The organism is Microbacterium sp. (assembly GCF_031178445.1).
Lineage (GTDB): Bacteria > Actinomycetota > Actinomycetes > Actinomycetales > Microbacteriaceae > Microbacterium.
This window is the reverse complement of the sequence record NZ_JAPSIY010000010.1, coordinates 110,361-132,555: the sequence shown is the minus strand read 5'-3', so window position 1 is coordinate 132,555 and position 22,195 is coordinate 110,361. Positions and strand designations below refer to the sequence as shown.

Here is a 22,195-nt window from a genome sequence, read left to right as displayed (position 1 = left end):
AGCTCCACATGCCCACCTACGCCTACGCCTGCACCGCGTGCGACCACCGATTCGACGCCGTGCAAAGTTTCTCGGAAGACGCGCTCACCATCTGCCCCGAATGCGGAGGCGCATTGCGCAAGCAGTACGGGAGCGTCGGAGTGACGTTCAACGGGTCGGGCTTCTATCGCACGGACTCGCGCGGAAATGCTGGCGGCAAGGCGACGGGTTCGGCATCATCGAAGTCGGAATCTTCGACGGGTGCCAACCCGGCTCCCGCGAAGGCCCCGGCGTCGAGCTGAGGCCGGAAACACCCACAGGGGGAGCCATGCTCAAGGGATTCAAGGAATTCATCACCAAGGGCAACGTCATAGACCTGGCGGTCGCAGTGGTCATCGGCGGCGCGTTCACCGCCATCGTCACCGCGGTCGTCGACAGCATCATCACGCCACTCGTCGCGCTGTTCTACCAGCCCAGCGAGGACGGCACCGTCGGTCCGACGATGACGGGCATCTACGGGCAGGAGGTGACCTTCCCGCTCGGCAACCTGATCACCGCGGTGATCAGCTTCCTCGCCGTCGCCCTCGTCGTGTACTTCGTGTTCGTCCTGCCGATGAACAAGTGGAAGGAACGACAGGCGGCGAAGAACCCCGCCGTCGAGGAGGAGACCCTGCCCAGCGAGCAGGAACTGCTCATCGAGATCCGCGACGCGCTGCGCAAGCACGACGCGCACTGACCTCGGCTTCGCCCGAGCGACGCACGCAAGAGGCGCCCTTCTCAGGAAGGGCGCCTCTTGCGTCGAGAGTCACCTCTGATCAGTAGTGCGGCGGCACGTCGCGCAGCATCCGATCGTCATTCGGCCCCTGACGCTTCGGCGATGCGCGCGGCGGCTCATCGGCCGTCTCCGGCCGGGCGTCGGTACCGGGAGCCGGTGTCAGCCTGGCGCGGCGAGAGCCGGGTACGCGCACGACCTTCTGCCGCTCGCCCGGTTCGCGCTCAGTCATCGAGGTCGAGCGGCTGCGTATCGTGCTCCGCGCGCACGGCGTCCTCCTCGATGCCGAGGACAGTGGCGATTCGTCGGGCGACCGTCGCCGGGTCGCTGTACAGATCGAAGGCGTGCACACGCACGTAGTGCCATCCGAGCCGGCGCAGCACCTGCGGACGCAGTCGCAGGCTCTCGCGCAGCGATTCGTCGCGTGACTCGGGATCGGACTCGATCACGACCGCCCGGCCGTCGTGCTGCGCGACCAGCGGCAGCAGGCCGCGGTAGTCGACGTCGACCGCGGCGCCCAGGCGGCGCAGCTCACGGGCGAGGGCCAACGTGAGGGGGTCGGCGAGATCCTCGAGGCGCGCGTCACGGCTGCGACCCGCAAGTCCGCCGAGGATCGACATCAATATGGAGGCGCCGTGCTCGAGCCTGCCCTCGTCGAATGCCGACGGGCGGATGCAGGACACGATCACCATCGAGCGGCGGGCACGCGTCATCCCGACGGTCAGCAGACGCTCACCGTCCTCCTGTGAGAGATCGCCGAAGTCGCTGAGCACGCGTCCGTGCTTGGTGAGCCCGTAGCCGAGCGAGAAGATCACGCGATCGCGACTCTCCGCGACGGACTCCTCCAGCGTGAGCACCGCGAACGGCTCGGCGGTGTCACGGCCGACGAAATCGGCGACGTCGGAGCGACCGGCGAACGCGGCGGCGACGGCCGCGCGCACCCGCTCGGCGTGCCGTCTGCTCGCGGTCACCACCATCAGCGACTCGGCGGGGCGGTTGATGGCATGCTCCACCACGAGCGTGACGACCCTGGCCACCTCGGCATCGGGGCTCTCGACGGCACCCGAGACGGGATCGGGTGCACCGACGCCGCCCTCGACGTAATCGACGGTGAGGCTGCCGCGACCGAGGTACGAGCCCGCCCAGGGGAGAGACACGATCTCACCGCCGTAGAACGCGTCGTTGATCAGCTCGGCCAGGTCCTCTCCGCCGGCGCGATAACTGCGCGTCAGAGTCGTCACGGGGAAGAGCTCGGCGAGACGTTCGAACACGGAGACATCGTCGAACGGCACCTCCGGTTCCCACTCGGCATCCGGCAGCGTCGCCACGGTGAACGGCGTCGGTCGCTGCGTCACGGGGTCGCCGAAGGCGACGATCTGCCGTGCCCTTCGGATCGCCGGCGCCGCCTCGGCGAGGTTGATCGCCGCAGCGTCCGCGAGCAGCACGGCGTCGAACTCCACCGAATCGGGGATCTCGGGCACCTGGTACGGCGAGGAGATCCACACCGGCGCCAGCACGCGGGTGAGATCCGGAGCCGCGGCCACGATCTCGGCCGTCGACGCGTCGCCGTGTTTGAGGGCGCGACGAAGATGCGCGGCCTGCTCGGGCTCGTCGACCAGCGCGATGCGCCACTGACTCGCGAGGTTCCAAGCGAGCAGGGGGCCGGCCATGGCGGTGTGCGCCTCATCTACGAGCCGGAAGTCGCGTTCGAGCCTGTCGACCACGGCGGTGTTCGCGCCGAGCAGTGAGCGGTCGTCCTGCAGCGCGCGCTCGAGCAGCGACTGCCACCAGGCGAACTCCAGCTCGTCCGCGACGCGCTCTTCGGGCACGTGGCGTACCGAGAGGTCGGAGAGCAGCGGGCTCAGCCCGAGGTTCGCGAGCGCGTCGCGGATCTCGGTGCGCTCGACCAGATTGTCGAACACCGCGGATCGTGCGGCCAGGCCCGACAGTGTGCGCACGAGACGCGCCACAGGCAGCGAGGCGAGCGGCTCTCTGCGCCCGAGCGCCGCGTCGAGATCGGCGAGCTCGGCAGACACCCGCTGCCAGGCGGCCTGCACGTCGGCCAGGCCCAGCGGCACCTGCGGTGCGACGCCTGCGTCCACGTGGCGCTGCCACTGCGTGCGCTGCTGCTGGATGCGAAGCAGCGCCTCGTGCATCTCCGAGACGTGCGCGCCTGGCCTGACGTACTCGCGCGCGAGCCTCTTCAGTCGGCGCCGATTCGCGGACGACATCCCCGGGGCGTCCCGCCTCGACCCGTGCGCCTGGATGAGCTCGCCGAGGGGCCTCTCGAAGACGGTGGGACTGAACCGGTCGAGGGAGTCGCGGATGCCCTGAAGCAGCCTCAGGTACTCCCCCAGTTCGTCGATCGTCGCGAACGGGCGCATGCTGGTCTGCGCGATGAGCTCGTAGCCCCGCTCGAGCAGCGAGGGCACTGCGGTGCCGTGCAGGCGCCCTGCCAGCGCATGGGCGGCTTGCGCAGCCTCGGTGCTCCCGAAGCTGACGCCATACCAGGGCGAGTCGTCGGGCCCGAACCGGAACTCGCCCAGACGAGCGGCACGGGTCAGTGCTTCGGCGGCGGACCTGCGGTCACCGGCCAGTCGCTCGATCGCGTCCATCGACAGCCGTGCGCCGGTTGTCGGCGGCACCGGCAGCGACGCCAGGCGCGCGAGCTGGCGGGTGGTTTCGAGCACGGATGCTCCGGTGCGACCGATCGGCTGAGTGAGCGCGCGGCGATAGTCGCGCAGCACGGCGCGCAGACGCACCAGCGCGTCGTCGACTTCGGTGGCTTTCGGCTGGACGGCCTTCTCGCTGCGCGCGATCGCCTTGATCAGGTCTCGGCGCACGGTGGCCGGCGACACGGCGAGCCCGTCCAGCCCGATACCGGCCAGTCGATGGCGCACGCCGTCGAGAGTCGAGCGGCGCGTGGAGACGACGAGGACGCGCTTGCCGGCGCGGACGAAGGCACCGAGAGCATTGATGACGGTCTGTGTGCCCCCTGTACCGGGAAGCGTGGAGACGACGAGCGAGTGCCCCGCCGCGATGCGTGCGAGCACCTCCTCCTGCTCCGCATCGGCATCGAGCAGCAGGCTCTCGGATGCCGGAGCGCGATCGTCGGGGTCGGTGAGCACGGGAGCAGGACGAGGCGCCGACACCTGCTCGCGATCGGCGGCATGGCCTGCCAGCGCGTTCAGCACCGCGTGGTCGAGGTCGACCATGTCGCGCACCATCGGGCCTGCGACATCGGCGAAGGTCGACACCACCAGTCGCGGATGCACGGCGAACGTGTCGATGGAGCGCGTCAGCGCCCGCAGCTGGTCGATCACCGGCTGCGGCTTGAAGATCCCGCCGTCGTACGCGAGCGCTGCCAGTCCCGCAGCGTCGAGCGTGAGGCCGAAGTGCTCACGGGCGACGCGGATGAGCTCGGGATTCACCTCGAACGCGCCCTGCAGCTTCAGCTCGAAGTCGGCATGGTGACGACGGATCGCCAATGGGCGCAGCAGGACGGGTGCGGCGAAGTCGGCACCACCCAGCCGCCAGCGAGCGAGACCGACCGCCAGGCGCACCGCGTCGATGCCTCTGACGGCGCGCAGCTCGGTGTTGCGCGCCGTGATCCGCTCCGCTGCCATCCTCGCGGTGCGCAGCCCGACCTCGTCACGGAAGAGATTCGACAGCAGCGTGGAGCGCCCGGTGATGAACTGCGGCAGGCTCCCGGGGTGGGCCCTGGAGATGTCGATGCCCGCCTCCGGCGCATCGACGAAGGTGACCAGCGGCGATGCGCCGCCCAGATCGGCGGCCTCGGCGCGCAGGCCGGTGCGGTGCGCCTCCGCGGCGTGCGCGATCTCGACGCCGGTCGACGAGTCGCTGAGCTCTCCGAGGTTCACCGCGGGTTCCTCTCCGCGGACCTCGGCGCTTTTCGCCTCACGTCGCCACACAAGTCAAAGCCTAGGCGCGGGACGCGCGCTGGGCGGTATTCCCGGCCGTTTCGCGCGGATTCGCGCGGATTCGGGCGTTGACGTCCCTTCAATCGTCCTGCACAATCGCGATGTCGAAGCGGCTTGTCCCCCGTCACCGGGACGGATCCCCGATCCTGGGCAGCGGCCGCGCGAGGATGGACGCATGAGCTTCCGATACGACTTCGCCCCCACCCCTTTCGGCGACGGCCTGGCCGTGTTCTCGGCCGATGGCCTGGTGAGCTTCGATCTGTCCGAATCCGCCGATCCGGGCGTTCCCTGGCTCCTCGAGGGCGTCAGCCGGCGGCTGGGCTCGGCTCCCGAGCCGCATCCCGGGGCCGCCGATGAACTCTCGCAACTGCTCGCCGCGTACTTCGACGGCCAGCCGATCCGCTTCGACGATGACATGCCGTTCGACTGGCGCCTCACCGACGGTTTCTCCCGAGCCGCGCTACAGGCGGTGTGCGAGATCCCCTGGGGCGAGACGATGAGCTACGGCGAGGTGGCGATCGTGGCCGGCAGCATTGGTGCGGCGAGGGCCGTAGGCACCGCGTGTCGGCTGACTCCGTTCTCGGTGGTGGTGCCCGTGCACCGCGTGATCCGCTCTGACGGCACGCCTGGTCACTACGGTGCCCACCCGGAGCGCAAGCGGTTCCTGCTCGATCTCGAGCGGGACGCTTCGGGGGCATGACGCGGGCGGATCCCGGCGAGTAGGCCGCAGGGATCCGCCCGAGTCATCCGGCGAGAGGGCAGCTGATCAGTGCTCGACCGCCTTCTCAGCCCCGAACCCGGTGAGCGATCGGACCTCCATCTCGGCCGCGAGCGCTCGCGATTCGGGCGCGCGCGCCGTGATGGTGCCGAGCCAGCCGAGCAGGAAGCCCAATGGGATCGAGACGATCCCCGGGTTGTTCAGCGGGAAGATCGAGATGTCGATGCCGGGGATCATCGCCGTTTCGCTGCCCGAGAACACCGGCGAGACGATGATCAGGCCGATGGCCGCGATCAGCCCGCCGTACATGCTCCACACCGCTCCGCGCGTGTTGAACCGGCGCCAGAACAGCGAGTACAGGATCGTGGGCAGATTCGCCGACGCCGCGACGGCGAAGGCGAGCGCCACGAGGAACGCGATGTTCTGCCCCTGGGCGCCGATACCGCCGACGATCGCGAGGATGCCGATGACCACCACGGTTCGCCTGGCGACCCGCACCTCACCGTTGGGGTCGGCCGCGCCGTCGCCGTTCTTGCCGCGCTTGATGACGTTCGCGTAGATGTCGTGCGCGAACGACGCCGCCGCCGTGATCGTGAGACCTGCGACCACAGCCAGGATCGTCGCGAAGGCGACCGCCGAGATGAATCCCATCAGGATGGGGCCCCCGAGTGCCTGCGCCAGCAGCGGGGCAGCCGAGTTCACTCCTCCTGGTGCGCCCAGGATGGTCTCGGCACCCACGAGCGCACCGGCGCCGTACCCGAGCACGAGCGTCAGCAGGTAGAAGAGGCCGATGAGCCAGATCGCCCAGACGACCGAGCGTCGCGCCTCCTTCGCCGTCGGCACCGTATAGAAGCGCATCAGCACGTGCGGCAGGCCGGCGGTGCCCAGGACGAGCGCCATGCCGAGCGAGAGGAAATCGAGCGGGTTGGCGCCGTACTGCAGGCCAGGGCCGAGGATCTTCTCGCCCTGCGGCGACGCCTCCACGGCCCGCTCGAGCAGCGTGTTCAGGCTGAATCCGTGCAGTGCGAGCACCCAGATGGTCATCGCGATCGCGCCGGCGATCAGCAGGACGGCCTTCACGATCTGCACCCAGGTGGTGCCTTTCATGCCGCCGATCAGCACGTAGAGGATCATCAGCACGCCGACGACCGCGATCACCGCGGACTGCCCGATCTCGTTGTCGATTCCGAGCAGCAGCGACACCAGTCCACCGGCCCCGGACATCTGGGCCAGCAGATAGAAGAAGCAAACGGCGAGGGTAGTGATCGCCGCCGCCATCCGCACCGGTCGCTGCTTCAGCCGGAACGACAGCACATCCGCCATGGTGAACTTGCCGGTGTTGCGCATCAACTCTGCGACGAGCAGCAACGCCACCAGCCAGGCCACGAGGAATCCGATCGAGTACAGGAATCCGTCGTATCCGTTCACGGCGATGGCACCGCAGATCCCGAGGAAGGATGCCGCCGAAAGATAGTCGCCCGCGATGGCGAAACCGTTCTGCGGGCCGCTGAACGACCGCCCCGCCGCGTAGTAGTCAGCTGCCGTCTTGTTGTTGCGGCTGGCGCGGATGACGATGAAGAGTGTCACCGCGACGAAGGCGCCGAAGATGACGATGTTGAGGATGGGGTCGTTCTTGGCCTGCGTGGTGGCGAGAGGAACGATGTTCACGGGTTCACCTGCGCCTTCTCGAGTTCCTCGCGGATCTCGGCTGCCACCGGGTCGATTCTGCGATTGGCGAATGAGACATACGCCATCGTGATCGCGAACGTGGTGACGAATTGTCCGAGCCCGAAGAGCAGGCCGACCGTGATATCACCCCACACGCGCTGGCTCATGAAATCGACGGCGAAGGCCGCGAGCAGCACGTACGCGAAATACCAGACGAGGAAGAACACCGCGAGCGGGAATATGAATGAGCGCTGCATCCGCTTCAGCGCGCGGAACCTCTCCGATTCCTCGACGGCGATGTAATCGATCCCCCCACCGGGATCTGCGTTCACCGGGTCTGTCATGAGGCCTCCTTGCCGCATGTCCGTGGCCGTACGGCTGGTGCCGCACGGGTGGTAGGGTCGACGCTACGAAAAGGGGGCACGGCGCCGTCACCCCCAAAAGTTGGTAGTCCGTGTACACGAACGCGCAGATCGAATCCGAAGAGCAGCTCGTCGCCGAAGCGGTGCGCGAGCTCGCGCGGCGCACCCGGTTCCCGGTCGCGTTCGGCGGGCTCATCGAGGATGGTGTCGTGCGAGTGTCGAGCATCGTCGGCAACCGCACGCACAGCCTGGACGGGCTCCGGGTGCGCCCGGAGCGAGGGCTCGGCGGCCGGGCCATGATCGAGCTGCGGCCGCGCATGACGAGCGACTACCGCACCTCGCAGCAGATCACCCACGACTACGACGTCTTCGTGCTCGGTGAAGGACTGCGCACCCTGCTGGCGCTACCGATCGTGGTTGAGGGCCGCTCGCGCGGCGTGCTGTACGCCGGAGCGTGGGAAGAGTCGCAGGTCGGTGGCGTCACCACGGCACCAGCGATGTCCGTCGCGCAGAGCGTCGCGACGGAGCTGCGCATCCGAGACGAGGTGGACAGGCGGGTTCGGGCCGCCGCGCCTGTTCCCACGCTGCCTGCGACGCACCGCGAGGAGCTGCGAGAGAGCTACGCGCAGCTGCGCAGCATCGCCGCCACGATCGCGGATGCCGAGCTTCGCGAGCGCCTCGCCGAGGTCGAACGACGGCTGCTCGACATCGCCGGTGAGTCGGCATCGACCACCACCGGACCGGTGAGCACGGTGCGACTGTCCCCCCGCGAGACGGATGTGCTGGCCTGCGCGGCGACTGGCGCGACCAACGCCGAGATCGGAGCGAGTCTCGGCCTGCGGGAGGGCACCGTGAAGGCGTACCTCGGCTCGGCCATGGCGAAGCTGGACGCGTCGACCCGGCACGCCGCCGTGGCCCGTGCGAGGCGAGCCGGGCTCCTCCCCTGATCGTTCCAGCGGGAACCCGACACGGAAAGGTCATTCCGCGCGGCTGAACCCGACATTCCGAAAGACGGCCGGCCGCAACCCGCATGGAATTGGTCGTGAAGAGATCTGATTCATGCATTCCGCGGTGACACGTGTTGTTCTCACCGAATTCAGCGCATATCGTTATCGCCATGGCTCGACGAATTGTGCATCAACTGGTTGACGACATCGACGGCGCATTGCTGGAAGCGGGCGAGGGTGAAACCGTCCATTTCTCATTGAACGGTGTCGCATATGAGATCGACCTGACAACCGCCCATGCCGATGAGCTGCGCGACGCCCTCGCGCCCTACATCGACGCCGGCCGTAGGACCACCGGCGGCGGTTCCACGCGCACGACGTCCTCGCGGCGCCGAGCTCCCCGCAGCGCCGACACGGCCGCGATCCGCGAATGGGCCAAAGCCAACGGGCACAAGGTGTCGGAGCGGGGCCGCATCTCGGCAGAGGTGATGGAGGCGTACAACGCAGCGAACTGACTCCGACCGGAGGAAATGCCCGAGGACCACGGGAGAAGAAGAAGGGCCGCTCTTTGTGAGCGGCTCTTCTTTTCTACGGGGTGATTTCCTGGGGCTCGTTGCGCGCATGGCGTTGGCGTGCCCTCGCGTCCCCATCGCCACTCCACGCGACGTGTAGACGCCGAAGGAGGGCCACCCTTCGGGCGGCCCTCCTTCGGCGTCGTGCCCTCGACAGGATTCGAACCTGCGACCTGCCCTTTAGGAGAGGGCTGCTCTATCCAGCTGAGCTACGAAGGCGCCGGTACAAGTCTATGGGCACGGGCCGGGTCTCTCATGCCGCGAGAGCGAGATAGGGCTCCCACCGCGGGTCGCTGCGTTCGGCGCCGCGCACCGTCCATGCGGTTCCATGCGGTGGACGCGGCGTGAAGCGCAGCTGCCATCCCATCTCCTGCGGAGTGCGGTCGCTTTTGAGGTTGTTGCACCTCAAGCAGCACGCGACAAGGTTCTCCCACGAGTCGGCACCACCTCTGGAGCGCGGCAGGATGTGGTCGATCGTGGCAGCGGACTTACCGCAGTAGCCGCATCGGTGATCGTCACGGCGCAGCACTCCGCGCCGCGTCACTGGCATCCGTCTCGCCGTCGGCACTCGCACGTATCTCGAGAGGATGATCACCACCGGCCGTTCGTATGCGTCGCGACCGGCGCGCACCGGCTCGCCCTCGACGTGCTCGATCACGCTCGCCTTCTCATTCATCACGAGAACGAGGGCTCTCTTGAACGAGACCACAGTGAGCGGCTCGTATCCGGCGTTCAATACCAGTGTGCGCATCGTCGTCATCCTCTCGATCATCCGGGATGGCTTCCCGGCGCTCTCGACTCACACGACGCCGCTCGGGCAGCAGACGGTCGCAGGGATGAGAAAAGGCGCTGTCTATCGACAGCGCCTTTCACGCTCGGCCAGACCGAGCCTTCCCTGCGGGCGATGCTGCAGGACCAGTCGACCGAGCGCATCCATGGTGCGGATGCCCGGTATCAGTTCCATCAGCCTCTCCTGCCCGTACGACGACGGGATCAGGGTAGCTCATGAACATGCACGATGGGCGAAATCCCCGGTGAACGCCGGGGCGTGTCCGGTCAGCCCGCGTTCGCGCGCAGCCAGCCGATGGGCTCGACCAGCGATCCGTTCACGCGCACCTCGAAGTGCAGGTGCGCTCCGTACGAGCGACCGGTGTTGCCCACCTTGCCGATCAACTGGCCCGGCTGCACGACCTGACCCGCCCGTACCGCGCGGGTGCCGTAGGTCATGTGGCCGTAGAGGGTCGAGACTCGCTGGCCGCCGATGACGTGGTCGATGATGACGGCGACGCCGTAGCCGCCGACGCTGTCCGCCGAGGTGCGCACGACGCCTCCGGCGGCGGCGAAGATCGGGGTGCCGGCCGAGGCGACCATGTCGGCGCCGTCGTGCCCGCTGTTGAGCGTGCGGCTGACGTAGTAGGAACCCTGCGGGAGGGGATAACGCACCTCTCCGGACCCGGCGGCCACCAGGCGAAGGTCGGCGTCGCTCAGACGCGAGCCGCCGCTGGAGGCGCTGGCGGCCAGCTTGGCTGCGGCGGCGGCGCGGGCCTTCGCCGCCTCCTCCGCCTTCTTCTTCGCGATCTCCTCGGGCGTGGTCGCCGCGTAGGTGCCGCGCTTCATGGGCGCGGCGGTCGCCTCGGATGCGACGACCAGCGACTGTGCGTCACCGACCGCCATCTGCTGGAGCGTGGTCGCTCCTGCGACCGCGGCGGGCTTGGAGGCCGCGTACGCAGGCAGTGCGACAGCGGCGACGAGCGCGCTCACGGCAGCGAAGATCGCGACCGTCCGCATGGGCTTGACGCCGGAGTTCCGGCTGCTCCCGCGCTTGGGGGCGAGAGCCTTCTTTTCAGATGTCGTGGCGTTCGGTTCGATGTCTGCGGCCAAAAGGGAGTCCTCCTGCGCCTCCACGCTCTTCGGGTGAGCGACGGCTCGTCGGCAAAGTCGATTCTCGGGCACGTATGTCACACGGGCACGTTGTGCAACTTCTCGCGAAGACGACGAGCCGGGAGGCGATCTTCGCGTATGTCACCGGCGGGCTTCTTCGCCGGCGACCCCAACGACGTTACCGGAAGATAACGATTCTGTCACCCTGCGAACCTGGCAATCCACCCGCCATCCGCATAAACAGCCTTTGATCAGGAGTTCTCCACCACGAGGAAGATGTGCGACGCGAGTTCGACGGGCAGTTCGAGATCCTCATCGCCGCCCTCCATCCGGATGAGCACGTAGCCCTCGTTGTACCGGAAGTCACCACGGGCACCGGGCACGACGCCCGCATCCCGCAGCTGCTCGAGCAGTTCCGGGTCGACCTGGGCGGGCTCGGCGAGACGGCGCACCGTGCCCTCGATCGGGCCCCCGGTGGCATCCAGCTGCCTGACGAGCCCGACCACGCCCTCATCGAAGGTGCGGGCAGGCAGGTCGCCCAGCTGATCGAGACCGGGGATGGGATTTCCATACGGCGACTCGGTGGGGTGGCCGAGAAGTTCGACGAGACGGCGCTCGACCTGCTCGCTCATCACGTGCTCCCAGCGGCACGCCTCGTCATGCACGTAGGCCCAGTCGAGGCCGATCACGTCCGAGAGGAGTCTCTCGGCGAGACGATGCTTGCGCATCACGTCGACGGCCTTGCGGCGTCCGCCGTCCGTCAGCTCGAGTCTGCGGTCCTCCGAGACGACGACGAGGCCGTCGCGCTCCATGCGTCCGACCGTCTGCGACACGGTCGGACCGGAGTGACCGAGGCGCTCGGAGATGCGTGCTCGCAACGGCACGATGTTCTCCTCCTCGAGCTCGAGGATGGTGCGCAGGTACATCTCGGTCGTATCGATCAGATCGGTCATGCGGGCCCCTCCGGAGGTTATTAGGCAAGCCTACCTTCTGGCCGTCGTCGCCGGGCGTCACGGGGAGCTGGGGCGCACTCCGCTCCCCATACAATCGACGCATGGCGATCGAGATCCCCCGTGAACTCCTGCCCGTCGACGGACGCTTCGGCTGCGGTCCGTCCAAAGTGCGCCCCGCACAGATCGAAGCGCTCGCTTCGGTGGGATCGAGCCTGCTGGGCACCTCGCACCGCCAGGCGCCTGTGAAGAACCTGGTCGGCAGCGTCCGCGAGCGCCTCGCCGCTCTCTTCCGGCTGCCAGCCGGATACGAGATCCTCCTCGGCAACGGCGGTTCGACCGCGTTCTGGGACGCCGCAGCATTCGGTCTCATCGAGAACCGTGCGCAGAATCTCGTCTTCGGCGAGTTCGGCGGCAAGTTCGCCAAGGCGGCCGCCGCGCCGTGGCTCGAAGCACCGGACGTGCGCAAGGCCGAACCGGGCCGGAGCACCCGGGCAGAGGTCGTCGACGGCGTCGATGTGTATGCCTGGCCGCACAACGAGACGTCCACAGGCGTCGCGGCGGCTGTCCGTCGCGTGCCCTCGGACGGAGCGCTGACGGTCATCGATGCCACGAGCGCCGCGGGCGGAATCGACTTCGACGTGGCCGAGGCCGACGTCTACTACTTCGCGCCGCAGAAGAACCTCGGCTCCGACGGCGGTCTCTGGTTCGCCGCCGCTTCCCCCGCGGCCATCGAGCGCATCGAGCGCATCGCGGCATCGGACCGGTACATTCCCGAGTTCCTCAGTCTCAAGAATGCGGTGGACAACTCGCGTCAGAATCAGACGCTGAACACCCCCGCCCTCACGACGCTGCACCTGCTGGACTCGCAGCTGGAGTGGATCCTCGCGGCCGGCGGACTCGAATGGGCCGCCGCCCGTACCACGGAGTCCTCGCGCCTGCTCTACGAATGGGCTGAGGCATCCGAGGTGGCGACACCGTTCGTGCCGGATGCTGCCGACCGGTCCCCTGTCGTCGCGACCATCGACTTCGACGACAGTGTGGATGCCGCCGCCGTGGCGAAGGTGCTTCGTGCGAACGGCATCGTCGATACGGAGCCCTACCGCAAGCTCGGCCGCAACCAGCTGCGCATCGCGACGTTCGTGTCCATCGAGCCGGATGACGTGCGCCGGCTCATCCGCTCCATCGAGTACGTGCTGGAGCACACGGCCGGCTGATCATTCCGTTGCAGAGACCGCGAACGCGAAGGGCCCCGGAACACGTTCCGGGGCCCTTCGCGTCTCAGGAGTCGCGGTCGCGGCCAGCGTCACCGCTCGACGTCGATGTCTTCGTCGAAGTCCTCGCCCGCTGGGGAGTCCTCGTCTTCGGCTTCCTCTTCTTCGGAGTCGTCCGAGTCGTCCTCGTCCGAGTCGTCCTCGTCCGAGTCGTCGTCCTCGTCCGAGTCGTCGTCCTCGGATTCGTCTTCGTCGGCGTCGTCCGGGTCATCGAGCTCGTCGATGTCGACGCCGTCCATGTCACCGGCGTGCAGCAAGTCGGTCTCATCGTGATCGTCGTCCGACTCGTCGTCCTCGGCGTCGGCATCCGTCTCCGCCTGGTCGTCGCGCCCGGCCGCGGCCTGCTCGGCGAGCTCGGCCTGGTGCGCACGGTACTCGGCGAGGCGCTCGGCCCATGGCACCCATTCCGGGGCGAGCAGAGCGCTGTCGCCCGGCATCAGTTCGACCTCGAGCACGGTCGGCTGCTCATCTTCGAGCTGTGCGACGGTGACCGTCCAGTACCAGCCCGGGTAGCCGGGCAGACGGTTCTCGAAGCGCAGCGAGACGGCTCCGCTCTCCTCGACGGTGTGACCGGCGGCCGGTCCGACGGTCGTGGCGGGCGTGATCTCGTGCAGGGCCGCGAGCGCCAGCTCTCTGGCCGACGCGGCCAGCTCGTCAGGCGTCGAGGTCATCGGCGACCTTGCGCAGCACAGCGGCGACCTTGCGGCCATGGCTGGAGGAGGGGTAGCGGCCGCGACGAAGATCGCCGCCGATGTCGTCGAGCAGCTTCACGAGATCCTCGACGATGATCGCCATGTCGTCGGCGGGCTTACGGCTCGCCTTCGCCAGGCTCGGCGGGGCGTCCAGCACGCGCACGGAGAGTGCCTGCGGCCCGCGACGTCCATCGGCGAGACCGAACTCCACGCGCGAGTTCTTCTTCACGGTGACGCCCGCAGGAAGCGCAGAGGCATGCAGGAAGACGTCCTGGCCGTCATCGGATGCGATGAAGCCGAACCCCTTCTCGTCGTCGTAGAACCTGACCTTGCCGGTGGGCATGGGAGAACCTCGCTGTGCGCATTATGGATACGTCGCGCGGCAGCGCGACCTCTCCAGCCTACCGGGCGTGCGGGCTCGCGGGACCCCGCGCCCTGCAGACGATACGCTGAGACCGATGAGCACCCACCGCACCCGCCCCGAACCGTCGGATGACGGCGAGCCTCCGGTCCGGCGGTTCGACCGCGTTCTCGCCTACGGAGCCCTCATTCTGGCCGGCGCATCGGTCGTGTGCTTCTTCGCGATCATCATCGGGACCGCGTCCGGCATGGATCAGGCGGCCTTCGGCGAGGGGGCATGGCCGATCGCCGCAGCGTTGCCGATGTACGGCCTGCCGCTGGCCTTCCTGATGATCATCGCGCTGCTGATCATGACCTTCGTCCGCAAAGGACGCGCGGGCAAGCGGTCCTAGCCATGCTCACCCACGCGCGTCCGCTCGCCACTCGCCTCGCCGAGCTGAGCGATGCGCAGCTCGAGCGACTGCTGCGCGTGCGTGGTGTGCGACCCGACGCCGCATGGGAGGACTTCTTCGACGCCGCCGAGGCACTGCTCGACACGGCATCCGTCGAACGCGCGCTGGCGACCCTCACACCCGCCGAGGCGCGCATCCTGGTCGACGCCGTCGATGGAGAGCGCGCCGCGCCGTCCGAGACCCTCGACGCCTTGGCGCTGATCGACGGCGAAGGACGGGTCCCCGCACCGATCGCCGCCGTCGTCGCGACGCGGGGCGGGATCGCCGAACCTGACGAGGCGACTGCAGAACCGGCGTCCGCCGCATCCGCCGCGCGAGCCGCGGAACGCGCGTTCACGACCGTCGGCGCGCTGGCCGACCTGCTGCTGGCAGCCCGCGCGCGCCCCCTGACGCTCGTCGCGACGGGCGCGCTCAGCGCCGGCGAGAGGAAGCGCCTCGCGGAATCGGGAGCGGACGCCGGACCGGCGGACGACCTGCGTATCATCGCGGAGACCGCCTGCCTCGCTCGCGCCGTCGAACGCGAGCTGCACGTGACGGATGCGGCCGAGCGCTGGCTCGCCGAGTCGTTCTCAGACCGCTGGGTCACGCTGGCGGAGGCCTTTCGCGCCGATCTTCCCCGTGGGCTGCGGTCCGGCGCCGGATGGATCCCGCTTCCGCGGTGGCCCTCCGCCCACCCGTGGGATCCGTCCTGGCCCGCACACGCCGAGACGCTGCTGAGGCTCGCAAGACTCCTGGGACTGTCGACCGAGGAGGGCACCGAGCCTGAATGGGCGGCCGCTCTGCGCCGGGGCGACGCCGCCGAGACGGCCGCGCTCGACGCGCTGCTGCCCACCGAGGTCGATCGGCTGTTCCTGCAGAACGATCTCACCGCGATCGCGCCGGGGCCGTTGCAGCCGGCTCTGGACAACAGGCTGCGCGCAATGACCAAGCACCACACGTCGGCGCAGGCATCGTCCTATCGTTTCACCGCCGACTCGATCGCGCTGGCGCTCGTCGAGGGCGAGACCGCCGAGAGCATTCTCACGTTCCTGCGCGACGTATCGCTGACCGGTGTGCCGCAGCCGCTGGAGTACCTGGTCACGCAGACCGCGGCCAGGCACGGACTGGTGCGTGTCAGCCGTCGGCGCGACGGCGCGACGGTGGTGTCGAGCGTCGACTCCCATCTTCTCGGGGCCATCGCCGTCGATCGCGGCCTTCGTCCGCTCGGACTGGTGCGCGAGAGAGACGAGTTGACGTCACGGGTGAACGCCGAGACCGTCGCCTGGGCGCTGGCCGACGCGAAGTACCCGGCCACCCTCGTCGGCGACGACGGCGCGCCGGTGCCTGCTTCCCGGCATCGACTCGCCGCCCCCGCGCGCGAACCCGCGGGCTCGTACGCACCGCTGATCGCGCGTCTGCGGGCGCGGCACGGACCGGATGCCGACGCCGCTTGGCTCGACCGTGAGCTCGACGCCGCCGTGCGCGTGCGCGCGCTCGTGGCGGTCGAGGTCGCCATGCCCGACGGCTCGAGCCGTGAGCTCGTCCTCGAGGCGAGCGGGCTCGGCGGAGGGCGCCTGCGCGGCCGCGACCGCGCAGCGGACGTGGAGCGCACGCTTCCCGTACGCAGCATCCGCTCGGTAAGGATGCTGGAGAGCTGACCGTTCCAGGCCGAGGCGGCCGACGGCCGGGTAGACTGGTCTGCTATGTCTGATGGCCCTCTGATCGTCCAAAGCGACCGCACCGTGCTGCTCGAGGTGGCGCACGCCGATGCGGAATCCGCACGGCACGAGCTGGCGATCTTCGCCGAGCTCGAGCGGGCCCCCGAGCACATCCACACGTATCGCATCACGCGCCTCGGCCTGTGGAACGCACGCGCCGCCGGTCACACCGCCGATGACATGCTCGCCACCCTCGACCGCTGGTCGCGCTTCCCGGTGCCCCCGTCGGTGGCCGTCGACCTGCGCGAGACGGTGGGCCGATACGGCCGCCTCGTCATAGAGCGCGACGACGAGGGGGCGCTGATCCTGCGCTCGAGCGATCCTGCCGTGCTCACGCAGGTGGCGGCGAACAAGCGCATCCAGCCCCTGCTCATCGGGCATCCCTCGCCGGAGACGTACCTGGTCGATGCGTGGGCGCGAGGCCAGATCAAGCAGGAGCTGCTCAAGATCGGCTGGCCGGCGGAGGATCTCGCTGGCTACACGCCGGGGACACCGCACGAGATCGACCTCGACGAGGACGGCTGGAGCATGCGCCCGTACCAGCGCGACGCTGTCGACGCCTTCGCGAAGGACGGCTCCGGTGTCGTCGTGCTCCCCTGCGGCGCCGGCAAGACGATCGTGGGCGCCGGCGCGATGGCGGTCACGGGCACCACGACGCTCATCCTCGTGACCAACACCGTCTCGGCTCGGCAGTGGCGAGACGAACTCCTCAAGCGCACCTCGCTCACCCCGGAGGAGATCGGCGAGTACTCCGGCCAGGCCAAGGAGGTCAGGCCGGTCACGATCGCGACGTATCAGATCCTCACGGCCAAGCGGAAAGGGCAGTACGCGCACCTCTCTCTCCTCGACGAGATGGACTGGGGTCTCATCGTCTACGACGAGGTGCACCTGCTCCCCGCTCCCGTGTTCAAGCTCACGGCTGACCTGCAGGCTCGACGCCGCATCGGCCTCACCGCGACGCTGGTGCGCGAAGACGGCCGCGAAGGCGACGTGTTCAGCCTGATCGGACCGAAGCGCTTCGACGCGCCGTGGAAGCAGATCGAGGCGCAGGGCTTCATCTCGCCCGCCGCGTGCTACGAGGTGCGTGTCGACCTTCCACCCGGCGACCGGCTGGAGTACGCCGCCGCGACCGACGACGAGCGCTACCGGCTCGCCGCGTCCGCACCGGCGAAGATCACCGCGGTCCGGGAGCTGATCGCGAAGCATCCGGACGAGCGCATCCTGGTGATCGGGCAGTACCTCGATCAGCTCGAGACGCTGTCCGAGGCGCTGAACGCTCCGCAAATCACCGGCGCGACGCCTGTGGACGAGCGCGAAGAGCTGTACCGGCAGTTCAGGGAGGGCGAGATCTCGCTGCTCGTGGTCTCCAAGGTCGCGAACTTCTCCATCGACCTTCCCGAAGCCTCGGTCGCGATCCAGGTGTCGGGGTCGTTCGGCTCACGCCAGGAGGAGGCGCAGCGCCTCGGCCGGCTGCTTCGCCCCAAGCAGTCGAATCACACCGCCAGCTTCTACACGCTCATCGCGCGCGACACCGTCGACCAGGACTACGCGCAGAACCGTCAGCGCTTCCTCGCGGAACAGGGTTACAGCTACACGATCATGGACGCCACCGACCTGAAGGCCGCCTGACGCCACCTCAAGCCTCGGCGCGCGTCTCGTCGTCCGGTCTCAGCCCGCACCGCCAGCACGGGGCGGTGAGGTCGTCGAGGAGCGCGCCGCATTCGGGGCAGACCTTCGACAGCCAGCAGGCGCTGTCGCCGCCGTACTCCTCTTCGGCTGAGATCATGCGCCGAGGCTACTCTCCCTCGGCCGTTCAGCCGCGGCCGAACCAGTCCAGTGCCAGTTCCGCGACCTCTTCCGGTGCGTCGTCTACCACGAAGTGCGCGGCACCATCCACGAAGGCCAGCTCGAAGCGGTCGGCGTAGCGCTCGTGCCCGCGACAGATCCTGCGCACCGTCGGCTCGGTGAACGGGCCGTCGAGGCGGCCGAACACCGCCAGCGTGGGCGGGCGCAGCCGCCGGCGCTTGTAATGCCCCGTCGCGAGGCGCATGACCTCGGGGATGATCATCCCCCTGTACAGCTCGCGGACCGCCGCATCGAACCCCGGACGCACCGTCACCCGCAGGTAGCCGTCGACCACGTCGGCAGGCATGGGCTGCGCGGCGTAATCCGACCCGAAGAGCCAGTCGAGCGACCGGCCGTCGCGGTGCGTGAGCAGCGGCGGCATGTGCTTGAAGGCCGGCAGCAGCTTCGGGCTGAAGGTCATGAACCCCGGCGGCACGGCCAGCATCACAGCGGTGCGCACGCGATCGGGGTGCGTGTACGCCAGTTGACCCGCCACGACGGCGCCCAGATCGTGACTGACTACGTGCGCGCGCTCGACTCCCAGGGCGTCGAGGACGGCGCGCAGGTCCTCCGCCATCGTGGTGCGACCGATCCCCCGGTCCGCCGCATCGGTCCAGCCCGATCCACGCAGGTCGGGACAGATCACGCGGTATCCGCGGGAGGCGATCGCGGGCGCGACGCGACGCCACTCCCACCAGTGCTGCGGGAAGCCGTGCAGCATCAGCACCGGTTCGCCGTCCCCGATCATCGCGACATGGCTGCGCAGACCCCGCGTGTCGACCACCACGTGCGAGAATCCCGCCGCATCCGGAAGACGAGGCGACCAGTCGCCGCGCATCGAGACCTGCGAAGACGCCGGCGTGCTCATGAGGGACCTCCAGTCACTCGTGGGGATCATCACCGACCCCTGCTCGCACTTTACTACTTTCGTAGTGATTTGTCACTATGTTCATAGTGCATCTAGGCTCGACCCGTGAGCAGCATCCGCCGACGCGCCCTCGACGCCGCCATCACGCTGGTGGGAACCGAGGGCGTCCGCGCCCTCACACACGGACGCGTGGATGCGGCCGCGTCCCTGCCTCCCGGTTCGACCTCCAATCACTTCCGCACCCGCGCCGCACTGCTGGCCGGCGTGATCGAGTGGATCGCGACCGCCGAACGCGCCGAGGGCGGCTTCCCGGGCACGATCGACACGGCTGAAGGTCTCGTCGCGATGCTGCAGCACGCGCTCGAGTTGGAGTCGGGAAGCGGGGCCACCCGCACGCGCGCTCGCTATGCGCTGTTCCTGGAGGCTCTCGACGAGGAGGCCGCCGCGCCGCTCCGGGAGCAGCGCCGCATCTTCGAGGAGTGGACGCGTGCGACCCTGATGCGCATCGGTGGAGCGGAGGCCGCCGCCGGAACCAGGATGCTCATGGCCACCTGCGACGGCCTTCTACTGCACCGCGTCACAGTCGACCCCGACGCGCCCATGGACGACGCCATCCGCCGCGCCGTGAACGCGGCGATCGGGGCCTGAGCGCCGCACCACCGCAGACAATCAGGCGCAGCATGGGCGGGATCACCATAATGGGGTCATGACTGATGCACGCATCCTGGTCGTCGACGACGAGCCGAACATCCGCGACCTGCTCTCGACGGGTCTCAGCTTCGCCGGTTTCAAGGTGAAGACGGTCGCGAACGGTGCGGCCACCATCTCGGCCGTCCTCGAGGAGGAGCCGGATCTCATCATCCTCGATGTGATGCTCCCCGACATGAACGGGTTCAGCGTCACCAAACGGCTCCGCGGTGCCGGTTTCACCGCGCCCATCCTCTTCCTCACCGCCAAGGACGACACGCAGGACAAGATCGAGGGCCTGAACGCCGGCGGTGACGACTACGTCACCAAGCCCTTCGCCCTCGACGAGATCGTCGCCCGGGCTCAGGCCATCCTGCGTCGCACCATGCAGGCCGACGAGGAGTCGCTGATCCGCGCCGGCGAACTGTCGATGGATCAGGACACGCATGACGTCTTCGTCGGCAAGGTGCCGATCGAGCTGAGCCCGACCGAGTTCAAGCTGCTCAAGTACCTGATGCTCAACCCCAACCGGGTGCTGTCGAAGGCGCAGATCCTCGACCACGTGTGGGAGTACGACTTCAACGGCGATGCCGGCATCGTGGAGAGCTACATCTCCTATCTGCGTCGCAAGATCGATCCCCACACGGAGGAGTCGGTCATCCAGACCAAGCGCGGCTTCGGGTACATGCTCAAGGTCGGCAAGACCGTCTGAGCACGCCGGAGGCGGACATGTCCAACGGATCCGATTCCGTCACCAGGTGGTGGCGGCGGATCAGCCTGCGCGCCAAGGTCACAGGGGTGACCGTGGCCGTGCTCGCACTCGGACTGGTCGTCGCCGGAATCGGCACCGTCCCCATCCTGCGCGGCGCGATGATCAACAACATCGACGCCCAGCTGCCCGCGCTGGCGACCACGAGCCAGGCGGAGAGGTTCTTCGACGTCAGCGCCGCCGACGGCACTCTCGTCTTCGAGCCGGCGGCGAACGCGCGGCGTTCGACGGAGTTCGTCGTCGCGTTCTACGACTCGAACGGCGACCGCCTCGCCGTGGCGGGCGGACCCGCGAACGCCGACCGTCCGGTCTTTCCCGAGACCTTCACGCTGCTCGCGGCCAAGGCGAACGAGGACAGGGTGATGCCGCTGCAGACGGAAGGCGGGCTCAGCTACCACGCCGCGGTGTCGGTGCAGCCGGTGCAGAGCGCTCCGGGGAACACCTACGTACAGGTCGTCGCGCTTCCGCTGGAGGAGGCCGACAACATCGTCGGCACCTACTTCGCGGTCTACACGACCGTCGCCCTCGTGACCATACTGCTCGCCGCCCTGTTGACGCGGGGACTCGTGACGCTGACCTTCCGGCGTCTGGGCCATGTCGAGTCGACCGCTATGGCGATCGCCGCCGGAGACTTCAGTCAGCGCCTCACCGATCTCGAGCCGACCACGGAGGTCGGCAGGCTGAACTCGGCGATCAACACGATGCTCGACCGCGTCGACCACTCGCTCGCCCAGCGCGACCGCACCGTGCAGAACATGCGCCGCTTCATCGGCGACGCCAGCCACGAGCTGCGAACCCCGCTGGTCAGCGTGCGGGGGTACGCGGAGCTGTACCGCATGGGAGCGATCCGCGGCGAGGAGGACACCGCCAGGGCGATGGAACGCATCGAGAAGGAGGCCATCCGCATGGGGGTGCTGGTCGAGGACCTCCTCGCTTTGGCCCGCCTGGACGAGGAGCGCTCGAGGGAGCTGCAGATCACCGCGCTCGACCTGCGCCCGATCGCGCGCGACGCCGCGCTCGACGTTCGCGTGGCCTCGCCTGGTCGCACCGTCACCGTGATCGACACGACCGCAGAAGCCGACCCGGCTCCCCGTCTGCATCCCGCTCCCCCACCGCCGATCGCGTCGTCACCCGCCCCGGCGCGGGGCCGCGCCGGGGCTACGCTGGCACGCCTGCGCCGACGCCAGAAGCCGGCGGAAGCGGTGCCGGCGATCGACTTCACCGAGGCGACCGACGCTCCCGTGCGCACTCCACCCATCGTGCTGGGTGAGGACAACAAGGTACGCCAGGTGGTCACCAATCTGCTGGGCAACGCCAGGCGCTTCTCGCCGGAGGACAGCCCTATCGAGATCATCGTCGGCGCAGACAGACGCCGCGGAGTGGGCACGATCGCCGTCGTCGACCACGGAGAGGGCATCCCGCCTCAGATTCGTGAGCACATCTTCGAGAGATTCTGGCGTGCCGACACCTCGCGCGCCCGCGAGACCGGCGGCGCTGGCCTCGGCCTCGCCATCGTGGCATCGATCATCGAATCGCTGCACGGATCGGTACGGGTCGAGGAGAGTCCGGGCGGCGGCGCGACTTTCATCGTGTCATTGCCTCTCGCTCCGGCGAAGGCGACACCGGAGCATCTTCTCGAGGAGACGCAGCCGCTGGACAGACTCGAGCTCTGAGCCTCCTTGTGGCCCGCCTGGGTCTCGGCGTCGGCCGCGCGAGGCCGCCGGGCGCCGGAGCCGAACCGACTCCTCTGCACATCGCGCA

Annotated in this window: 23 protein-coding genes and 1 tRNA gene; 12 read left to right on the top strand and 12 right to left on the bottom strand. The window is 68.6% G+C overall.

Annotated elements, in window-relative coordinates; translation table 11 throughout:
* The first annotated feature begins 8 nt into the window (after nucleotides 1-8).
* Together RIN43_RS14185 and mscL are read left to right on the top strand one after the other, a co-directional pair.
* Entirely contained in the window at nucleotides 9-281 is a 273-nt protein-coding gene (locus RIN43_RS14185) for an FmdB family zinc ribbon protein (RefSeq protein ID WP_309129576.1), read from the top strand.
* A 26-nt stretch (nucleotides 282-307) separates the two neighbouring features.
* A complete protein-coding gene (mscL, locus tag RIN43_RS14180; protein WP_309129575.1) occupies nucleotides 308-715 on the top strand; it encodes a large conductance mechanosensitive channel protein MscL in 408 nt (135 codons plus the stop codon).
* A 79-nt stretch (nucleotides 716-794) separates the two neighbouring features.
* On the opposite strand, the gene RIN43_RS14175 is transcribed toward mscL, so the two are convergent.
* Both RIN43_RS14175 and RIN43_RS14170 read right to left on the bottom strand, forming a co-directional pair.
* A complete protein-coding gene (locus RIN43_RS14175) occupies nucleotides 795-983 on the bottom strand; it encodes a hypothetical protein (RefSeq protein ID WP_309129574.1) in 189 nt (62 codons plus the stop codon).
* Entirely contained in the window at nucleotides 976-4,632 is a 3,657-nt protein-coding gene (locus RIN43_RS14170; protein WP_309129573.1) for an AAA family ATPase, read from the bottom strand. The genes RIN43_RS14175 and RIN43_RS14170 overlap by 8 nt, the downstream gene beginning before the upstream one ends.
* Before the next feature lie 235 nt (nucleotides 4,633-4,867).
* On the opposite strand from RIN43_RS14170, the gene RIN43_RS14165 reads away from it, so the two are divergent.
* Nucleotides 4,868-5,392: a methylated-DNA--[protein]-cysteine S-methyltransferase gene (locus tag RIN43_RS14165; RefSeq protein WP_309129572.1), complete on the top strand. Its 525-nt coding sequence runs from the start codon at nucleotides 4,868-4,870 to the stop codon at nucleotides 5,390-5,392.
* A 66-nt stretch (nucleotides 5,393-5,458) separates the two neighbouring features.
* Here RIN43_RS14165 and RIN43_RS14160 read toward each other — a convergent pair whose 3' ends face one another.
* Both RIN43_RS14160 and RIN43_RS14155 read right to left on the bottom strand, forming a co-directional pair.
* Nucleotides 5,459-7,078, bottom strand: coding sequence for a sodium/solute symporter (locus RIN43_RS14160; protein ID WP_309129571.1), 1,620 nt, complete (start codon nucleotides 7,076-7,078; stop codon nucleotides 5,459-5,461).
* Entirely contained in the window at nucleotides 7,075-7,422 is a 348-nt protein-coding gene (locus tag RIN43_RS14155) for a DUF485 domain-containing protein (RefSeq protein ID WP_309129570.1), read from the bottom strand. The genes RIN43_RS14160 and RIN43_RS14155 overlap by 4 nt, the downstream gene beginning before the upstream one ends.
* A gap of 110 nt (nucleotides 7,423-7,532) precedes the next feature.
* Between RIN43_RS14155 and RIN43_RS14150 the strand changes: the two genes are divergently transcribed.
* On the top strand, nucleotides 7,533-8,387 hold the full coding sequence (locus tag RIN43_RS14150) for a LuxR C-terminal-related transcriptional regulator (protein ID WP_309129569.1): 855 nt from the start codon (nucleotides 7,533-7,535) through the stop codon (nucleotides 8,385-8,387).
* Between the two features lie 170 nt (nucleotides 8,388-8,557).
* Nucleotides 8,558-8,902 carry an Lsr2 family protein gene (locus tag RIN43_RS14145; protein ID WP_309129568.1) on the top strand — a complete coding sequence of 115 codons (345 nt, stop codon included), beginning with the start codon at nucleotides 8,558-8,560 and terminating at the stop codon, nucleotides 8,900-8,902.
* A 202-nt stretch (nucleotides 8,903-9,104) separates the two neighbouring features.
* On the opposite strand, the gene RIN43_RS14140 is transcribed toward RIN43_RS14145, so the two are convergent.
* The 4 genes from RIN43_RS14140 to RIN43_RS14125 form a co-directional block, all read right to left on the bottom strand.
* Nucleotides 9,105-9,178, bottom strand: a tRNA-Arg gene (locus tag RIN43_RS14140).
* Between the two features lie 34 nt (nucleotides 9,179-9,212).
* Nucleotides 9,213-9,710 (bottom strand): HNH endonuclease, encoded by a 498-nt coding sequence (locus RIN43_RS14135; RefSeq protein WP_309129567.1) that lies wholly within the window; start codon nucleotides 9,708-9,710, stop codon nucleotides 9,213-9,215.
* Nucleotides 9,711-10,015: 305 nt separating this feature from the next.
* Nucleotides 10,016-10,840 (bottom strand): M23 family metallopeptidase, encoded by an 825-nt coding sequence (locus tag RIN43_RS14130; RefSeq protein WP_309129566.1) that lies wholly within the window; start codon nucleotides 10,838-10,840, stop codon nucleotides 10,016-10,018.
* A 251-nt stretch (nucleotides 10,841-11,091) separates the two neighbouring features.
* Entirely contained in the window at nucleotides 11,092-11,793 is a 702-nt protein-coding gene (locus RIN43_RS14125) for an iron dependent repressor, metal binding and dimerization domain protein (protein ID WP_309129565.1), read from the bottom strand.
* 101 nt (nucleotides 11,794-11,894) lie between these two features.
* On the opposite strand from RIN43_RS14125, the gene serC reads away from it, so the two are divergent.
* Nucleotides 11,895-13,007, top strand: coding sequence for a phosphoserine transaminase (gene serC / locus RIN43_RS14120; RefSeq protein ID WP_309129564.1), 1,113 nt, complete (start codon nucleotides 11,895-11,897; stop codon nucleotides 13,005-13,007).
* 89 nt (nucleotides 13,008-13,096) lie between these two features.
* On the opposite strand, the gene RIN43_RS14115 is transcribed toward serC, so the two are convergent.
* Nucleotides 13,097-13,735: a DUF3027 domain-containing protein gene (locus RIN43_RS14115; RefSeq protein ID WP_309129563.1), complete on the bottom strand. Its 639-nt coding sequence runs from the start codon at nucleotides 13,733-13,735 to the stop codon at nucleotides 13,097-13,099.
* Nucleotides 13,719-14,099 carry a cold shock domain-containing protein gene (locus RIN43_RS14110; RefSeq protein WP_309129562.1) on the bottom strand — a complete coding sequence of 127 codons (381 nt, stop codon included), beginning with the start codon at nucleotides 14,097-14,099 and terminating at the stop codon, nucleotides 13,719-13,721. Before RIN43_RS14110 ends, RIN43_RS14115 begins: the two co-directional genes overlap by 17 nt.
* 115 nt (nucleotides 14,100-14,214) lie before the next feature.
* Here RIN43_RS14110 and RIN43_RS14105 point away from each other — a divergent pair, with 115 nt between their 5' ends.
* Genes RIN43_RS14105 through RIN43_RS14095 form a run of 3 tightly spaced genes read left to right on the top strand, consistent with a single transcriptional unit; the run spans nucleotide 14,215 to nucleotide 17,894 of the window.
* Nucleotides 14,215-14,508: a multidrug ABC transporter ATPase gene (locus RIN43_RS14105; RefSeq protein ID WP_309129561.1), complete on the top strand. Its 294-nt coding sequence runs from the start codon at nucleotides 14,215-14,217 to the stop codon at nucleotides 14,506-14,508.
* 2 nt (nucleotides 14,509-14,510) lie between these two features.
* Entirely contained in the window at nucleotides 14,511-16,205 is a 1,695-nt protein-coding gene (locus tag RIN43_RS14100) for a helicase-associated domain-containing protein (protein WP_309129560.1), read from the top strand.
* A 45-nt stretch (nucleotides 16,206-16,250) separates the two neighbouring features.
* On the top strand, nucleotides 16,251-17,894 hold the full coding sequence (locus RIN43_RS14095) for a DNA repair helicase XPB (protein ID WP_309129559.1): 1,644 nt from the start codon (nucleotides 16,251-16,253) through the stop codon (nucleotides 17,892-17,894).
* Between the two features lie 7 nt (nucleotides 17,895-17,901).
* On the opposite strand, the gene RIN43_RS14090 is transcribed toward RIN43_RS14095, so the two are convergent.
* Both RIN43_RS14090 and RIN43_RS14085 read right to left on the bottom strand, forming a co-directional pair.
* On the bottom strand, nucleotides 17,902-18,051 hold the full coding sequence (locus RIN43_RS14090) for a hypothetical protein (protein WP_309129558.1): 150 nt from the start codon (nucleotides 18,049-18,051) through the stop codon (nucleotides 17,902-17,904).
* Between the two features lie 27 nt (nucleotides 18,052-18,078).
* The gene (locus RIN43_RS14085) at nucleotides 18,079-18,978 is read right to left on the bottom strand and encodes an alpha/beta hydrolase (protein WP_309129557.1); all 900 of its coding nucleotides are present in this window, start codon (nucleotides 18,976-18,978) and stop codon (nucleotides 18,079-18,081) included.
* Between the two features lie 105 nt (nucleotides 18,979-19,083).
* Here RIN43_RS14085 and RIN43_RS14080 point away from each other — a divergent pair, with 105 nt between their 5' ends.
* From RIN43_RS14080 to RIN43_RS14070, 3 genes are read left to right on the top strand one after another with little or no spacing between them, the layout of a single operon-like run.
* Nucleotides 19,084-19,626, top strand: a complete 543-nt coding sequence (locus RIN43_RS14080) for a TetR family transcriptional regulator (protein ID WP_309129556.1) — start codon at nucleotides 19,084-19,086, stop codon at nucleotides 19,624-19,626.
* Nucleotides 19,627-19,684: 58 nt separating this feature from the next.
* Nucleotides 19,685-20,377 carry a response regulator transcription factor gene (locus tag RIN43_RS14075; protein ID WP_309129555.1) on the top strand — a complete coding sequence of 231 codons (693 nt, stop codon included), beginning with the start codon at nucleotides 19,685-19,687 and terminating at the stop codon, nucleotides 20,375-20,377.
* Nucleotides 20,378-20,394: 17 nt separating this feature from the next.
* Complete coding sequence (locus tag RIN43_RS14070; protein WP_309129554.1) at nucleotides 20,395-22,107, top strand: HAMP domain-containing sensor histidine kinase; 1,713 nt, start codon at nucleotides 20,395-20,397, stop codon at nucleotides 22,105-22,107.
* Nucleotides 22,108-22,195: the final 88 nt, after the last annotated feature.

Excerpts from the sequence above, each read along its gene's own strand:
- RIN43_RS14185 (WP_309129576.1), top strand. The coding sequence starts at position 9 with ATGCCCACCTACGCCTACGCCTGCACCGCGTGCGACCACCGATTCGAC.
- mscL (WP_309129575.1), top strand. The coding sequence starts at position 308 with ATGCTCAAGGGATTCAAGGAATTCATCACCAAGGGCAACGTCATAGAC.
- RIN43_RS14175 (WP_309129574.1), bottom strand. The coding sequence starts at position 983 with ATGACTGAGCGCGAACCGGGCGAGCGGCAGAAGGTCGTGCGCGTACCC.
- RIN43_RS14165 (WP_309129572.1), top strand. The coding sequence starts at position 4,868 with ATGAGCTTCCGATACGACTTCGCCCCCACCCCTTTCGGCGACGGCCTG.
- RIN43_RS14155 (WP_309129570.1), bottom strand. The coding sequence starts at position 7,422 with ATGACAGACCCGGTGAACGCAGATCCCGGTGGGGGGATCGATTACATC.
- RIN43_RS14145 (WP_309129568.1), top strand. The coding sequence starts at position 8,558 with ATGGCTCGACGAATTGTGCATCAACTGGTTGACGACATCGACGGCGCA.
- RIN43_RS14135 (WP_309129567.1), bottom strand. The coding sequence starts at position 9,710 with ATGCGCACACTGGTATTGAACGCCGGATACGAGCCGCTCACTGTGGTC.
- RIN43_RS14125 (WP_309129565.1), bottom strand. The coding sequence starts at position 11,793 with ATGACCGATCTGATCGATACGACCGAGATGTACCTGCGCACCATCCTC.
- serC (WP_309129564.1), top strand. The coding sequence starts at position 11,895 with ATGGCGATCGAGATCCCCCGTGAACTCCTGCCCGTCGACGGACGCTTC.
- RIN43_RS14115 (WP_309129563.1), bottom strand. The coding sequence starts at position 13,735 with ATGACCTCGACGCCTGACGAGCTGGCCGCGTCGGCCAGAGAGCTGGCG.
- RIN43_RS14110 (WP_309129562.1), bottom strand. The coding sequence starts at position 14,099 with ATGCCCACCGGCAAGGTCAGGTTCTACGACGACGAGAAGGGGTTCGGC.
- RIN43_RS14105 (WP_309129561.1), top strand. The coding sequence starts at position 14,215 with ATGAGCACCCACCGCACCCGCCCCGAACCGTCGGATGACGGCGAGCCT.
- RIN43_RS14100 (WP_309129560.1), top strand. The coding sequence starts at position 14,511 with ATGCTCACCCACGCGCGTCCGCTCGCCACTCGCCTCGCCGAGCTGAGC.
- RIN43_RS14095 (WP_309129559.1), top strand. The coding sequence starts at position 16,251 with ATGTCTGATGGCCCTCTGATCGTCCAAAGCGACCGCACCGTGCTGCTC.
- RIN43_RS14090 (WP_309129558.1), bottom strand. The coding sequence starts at position 18,051 with ATGATCTCAGCCGAAGAGGAGTACGGCGGCGACAGCGCCTGCTGGCTG.
- RIN43_RS14085 (WP_309129557.1), bottom strand. The coding sequence starts at position 18,978 with ATGAGCACGCCGGCGTCTTCGCAGGTCTCGATGCGCGGCGACTGGTCG.
- RIN43_RS14075 (WP_309129555.1), top strand. The coding sequence starts at position 19,685 with ATGACTGATGCACGCATCCTGGTCGTCGACGACGAGCCGAACATCCGC.
- RIN43_RS14070 (WP_309129554.1), top strand. The coding sequence starts at position 20,395 with ATGTCCAACGGATCCGATTCCGTCACCAGGTGGTGGCGGCGGATCAGC.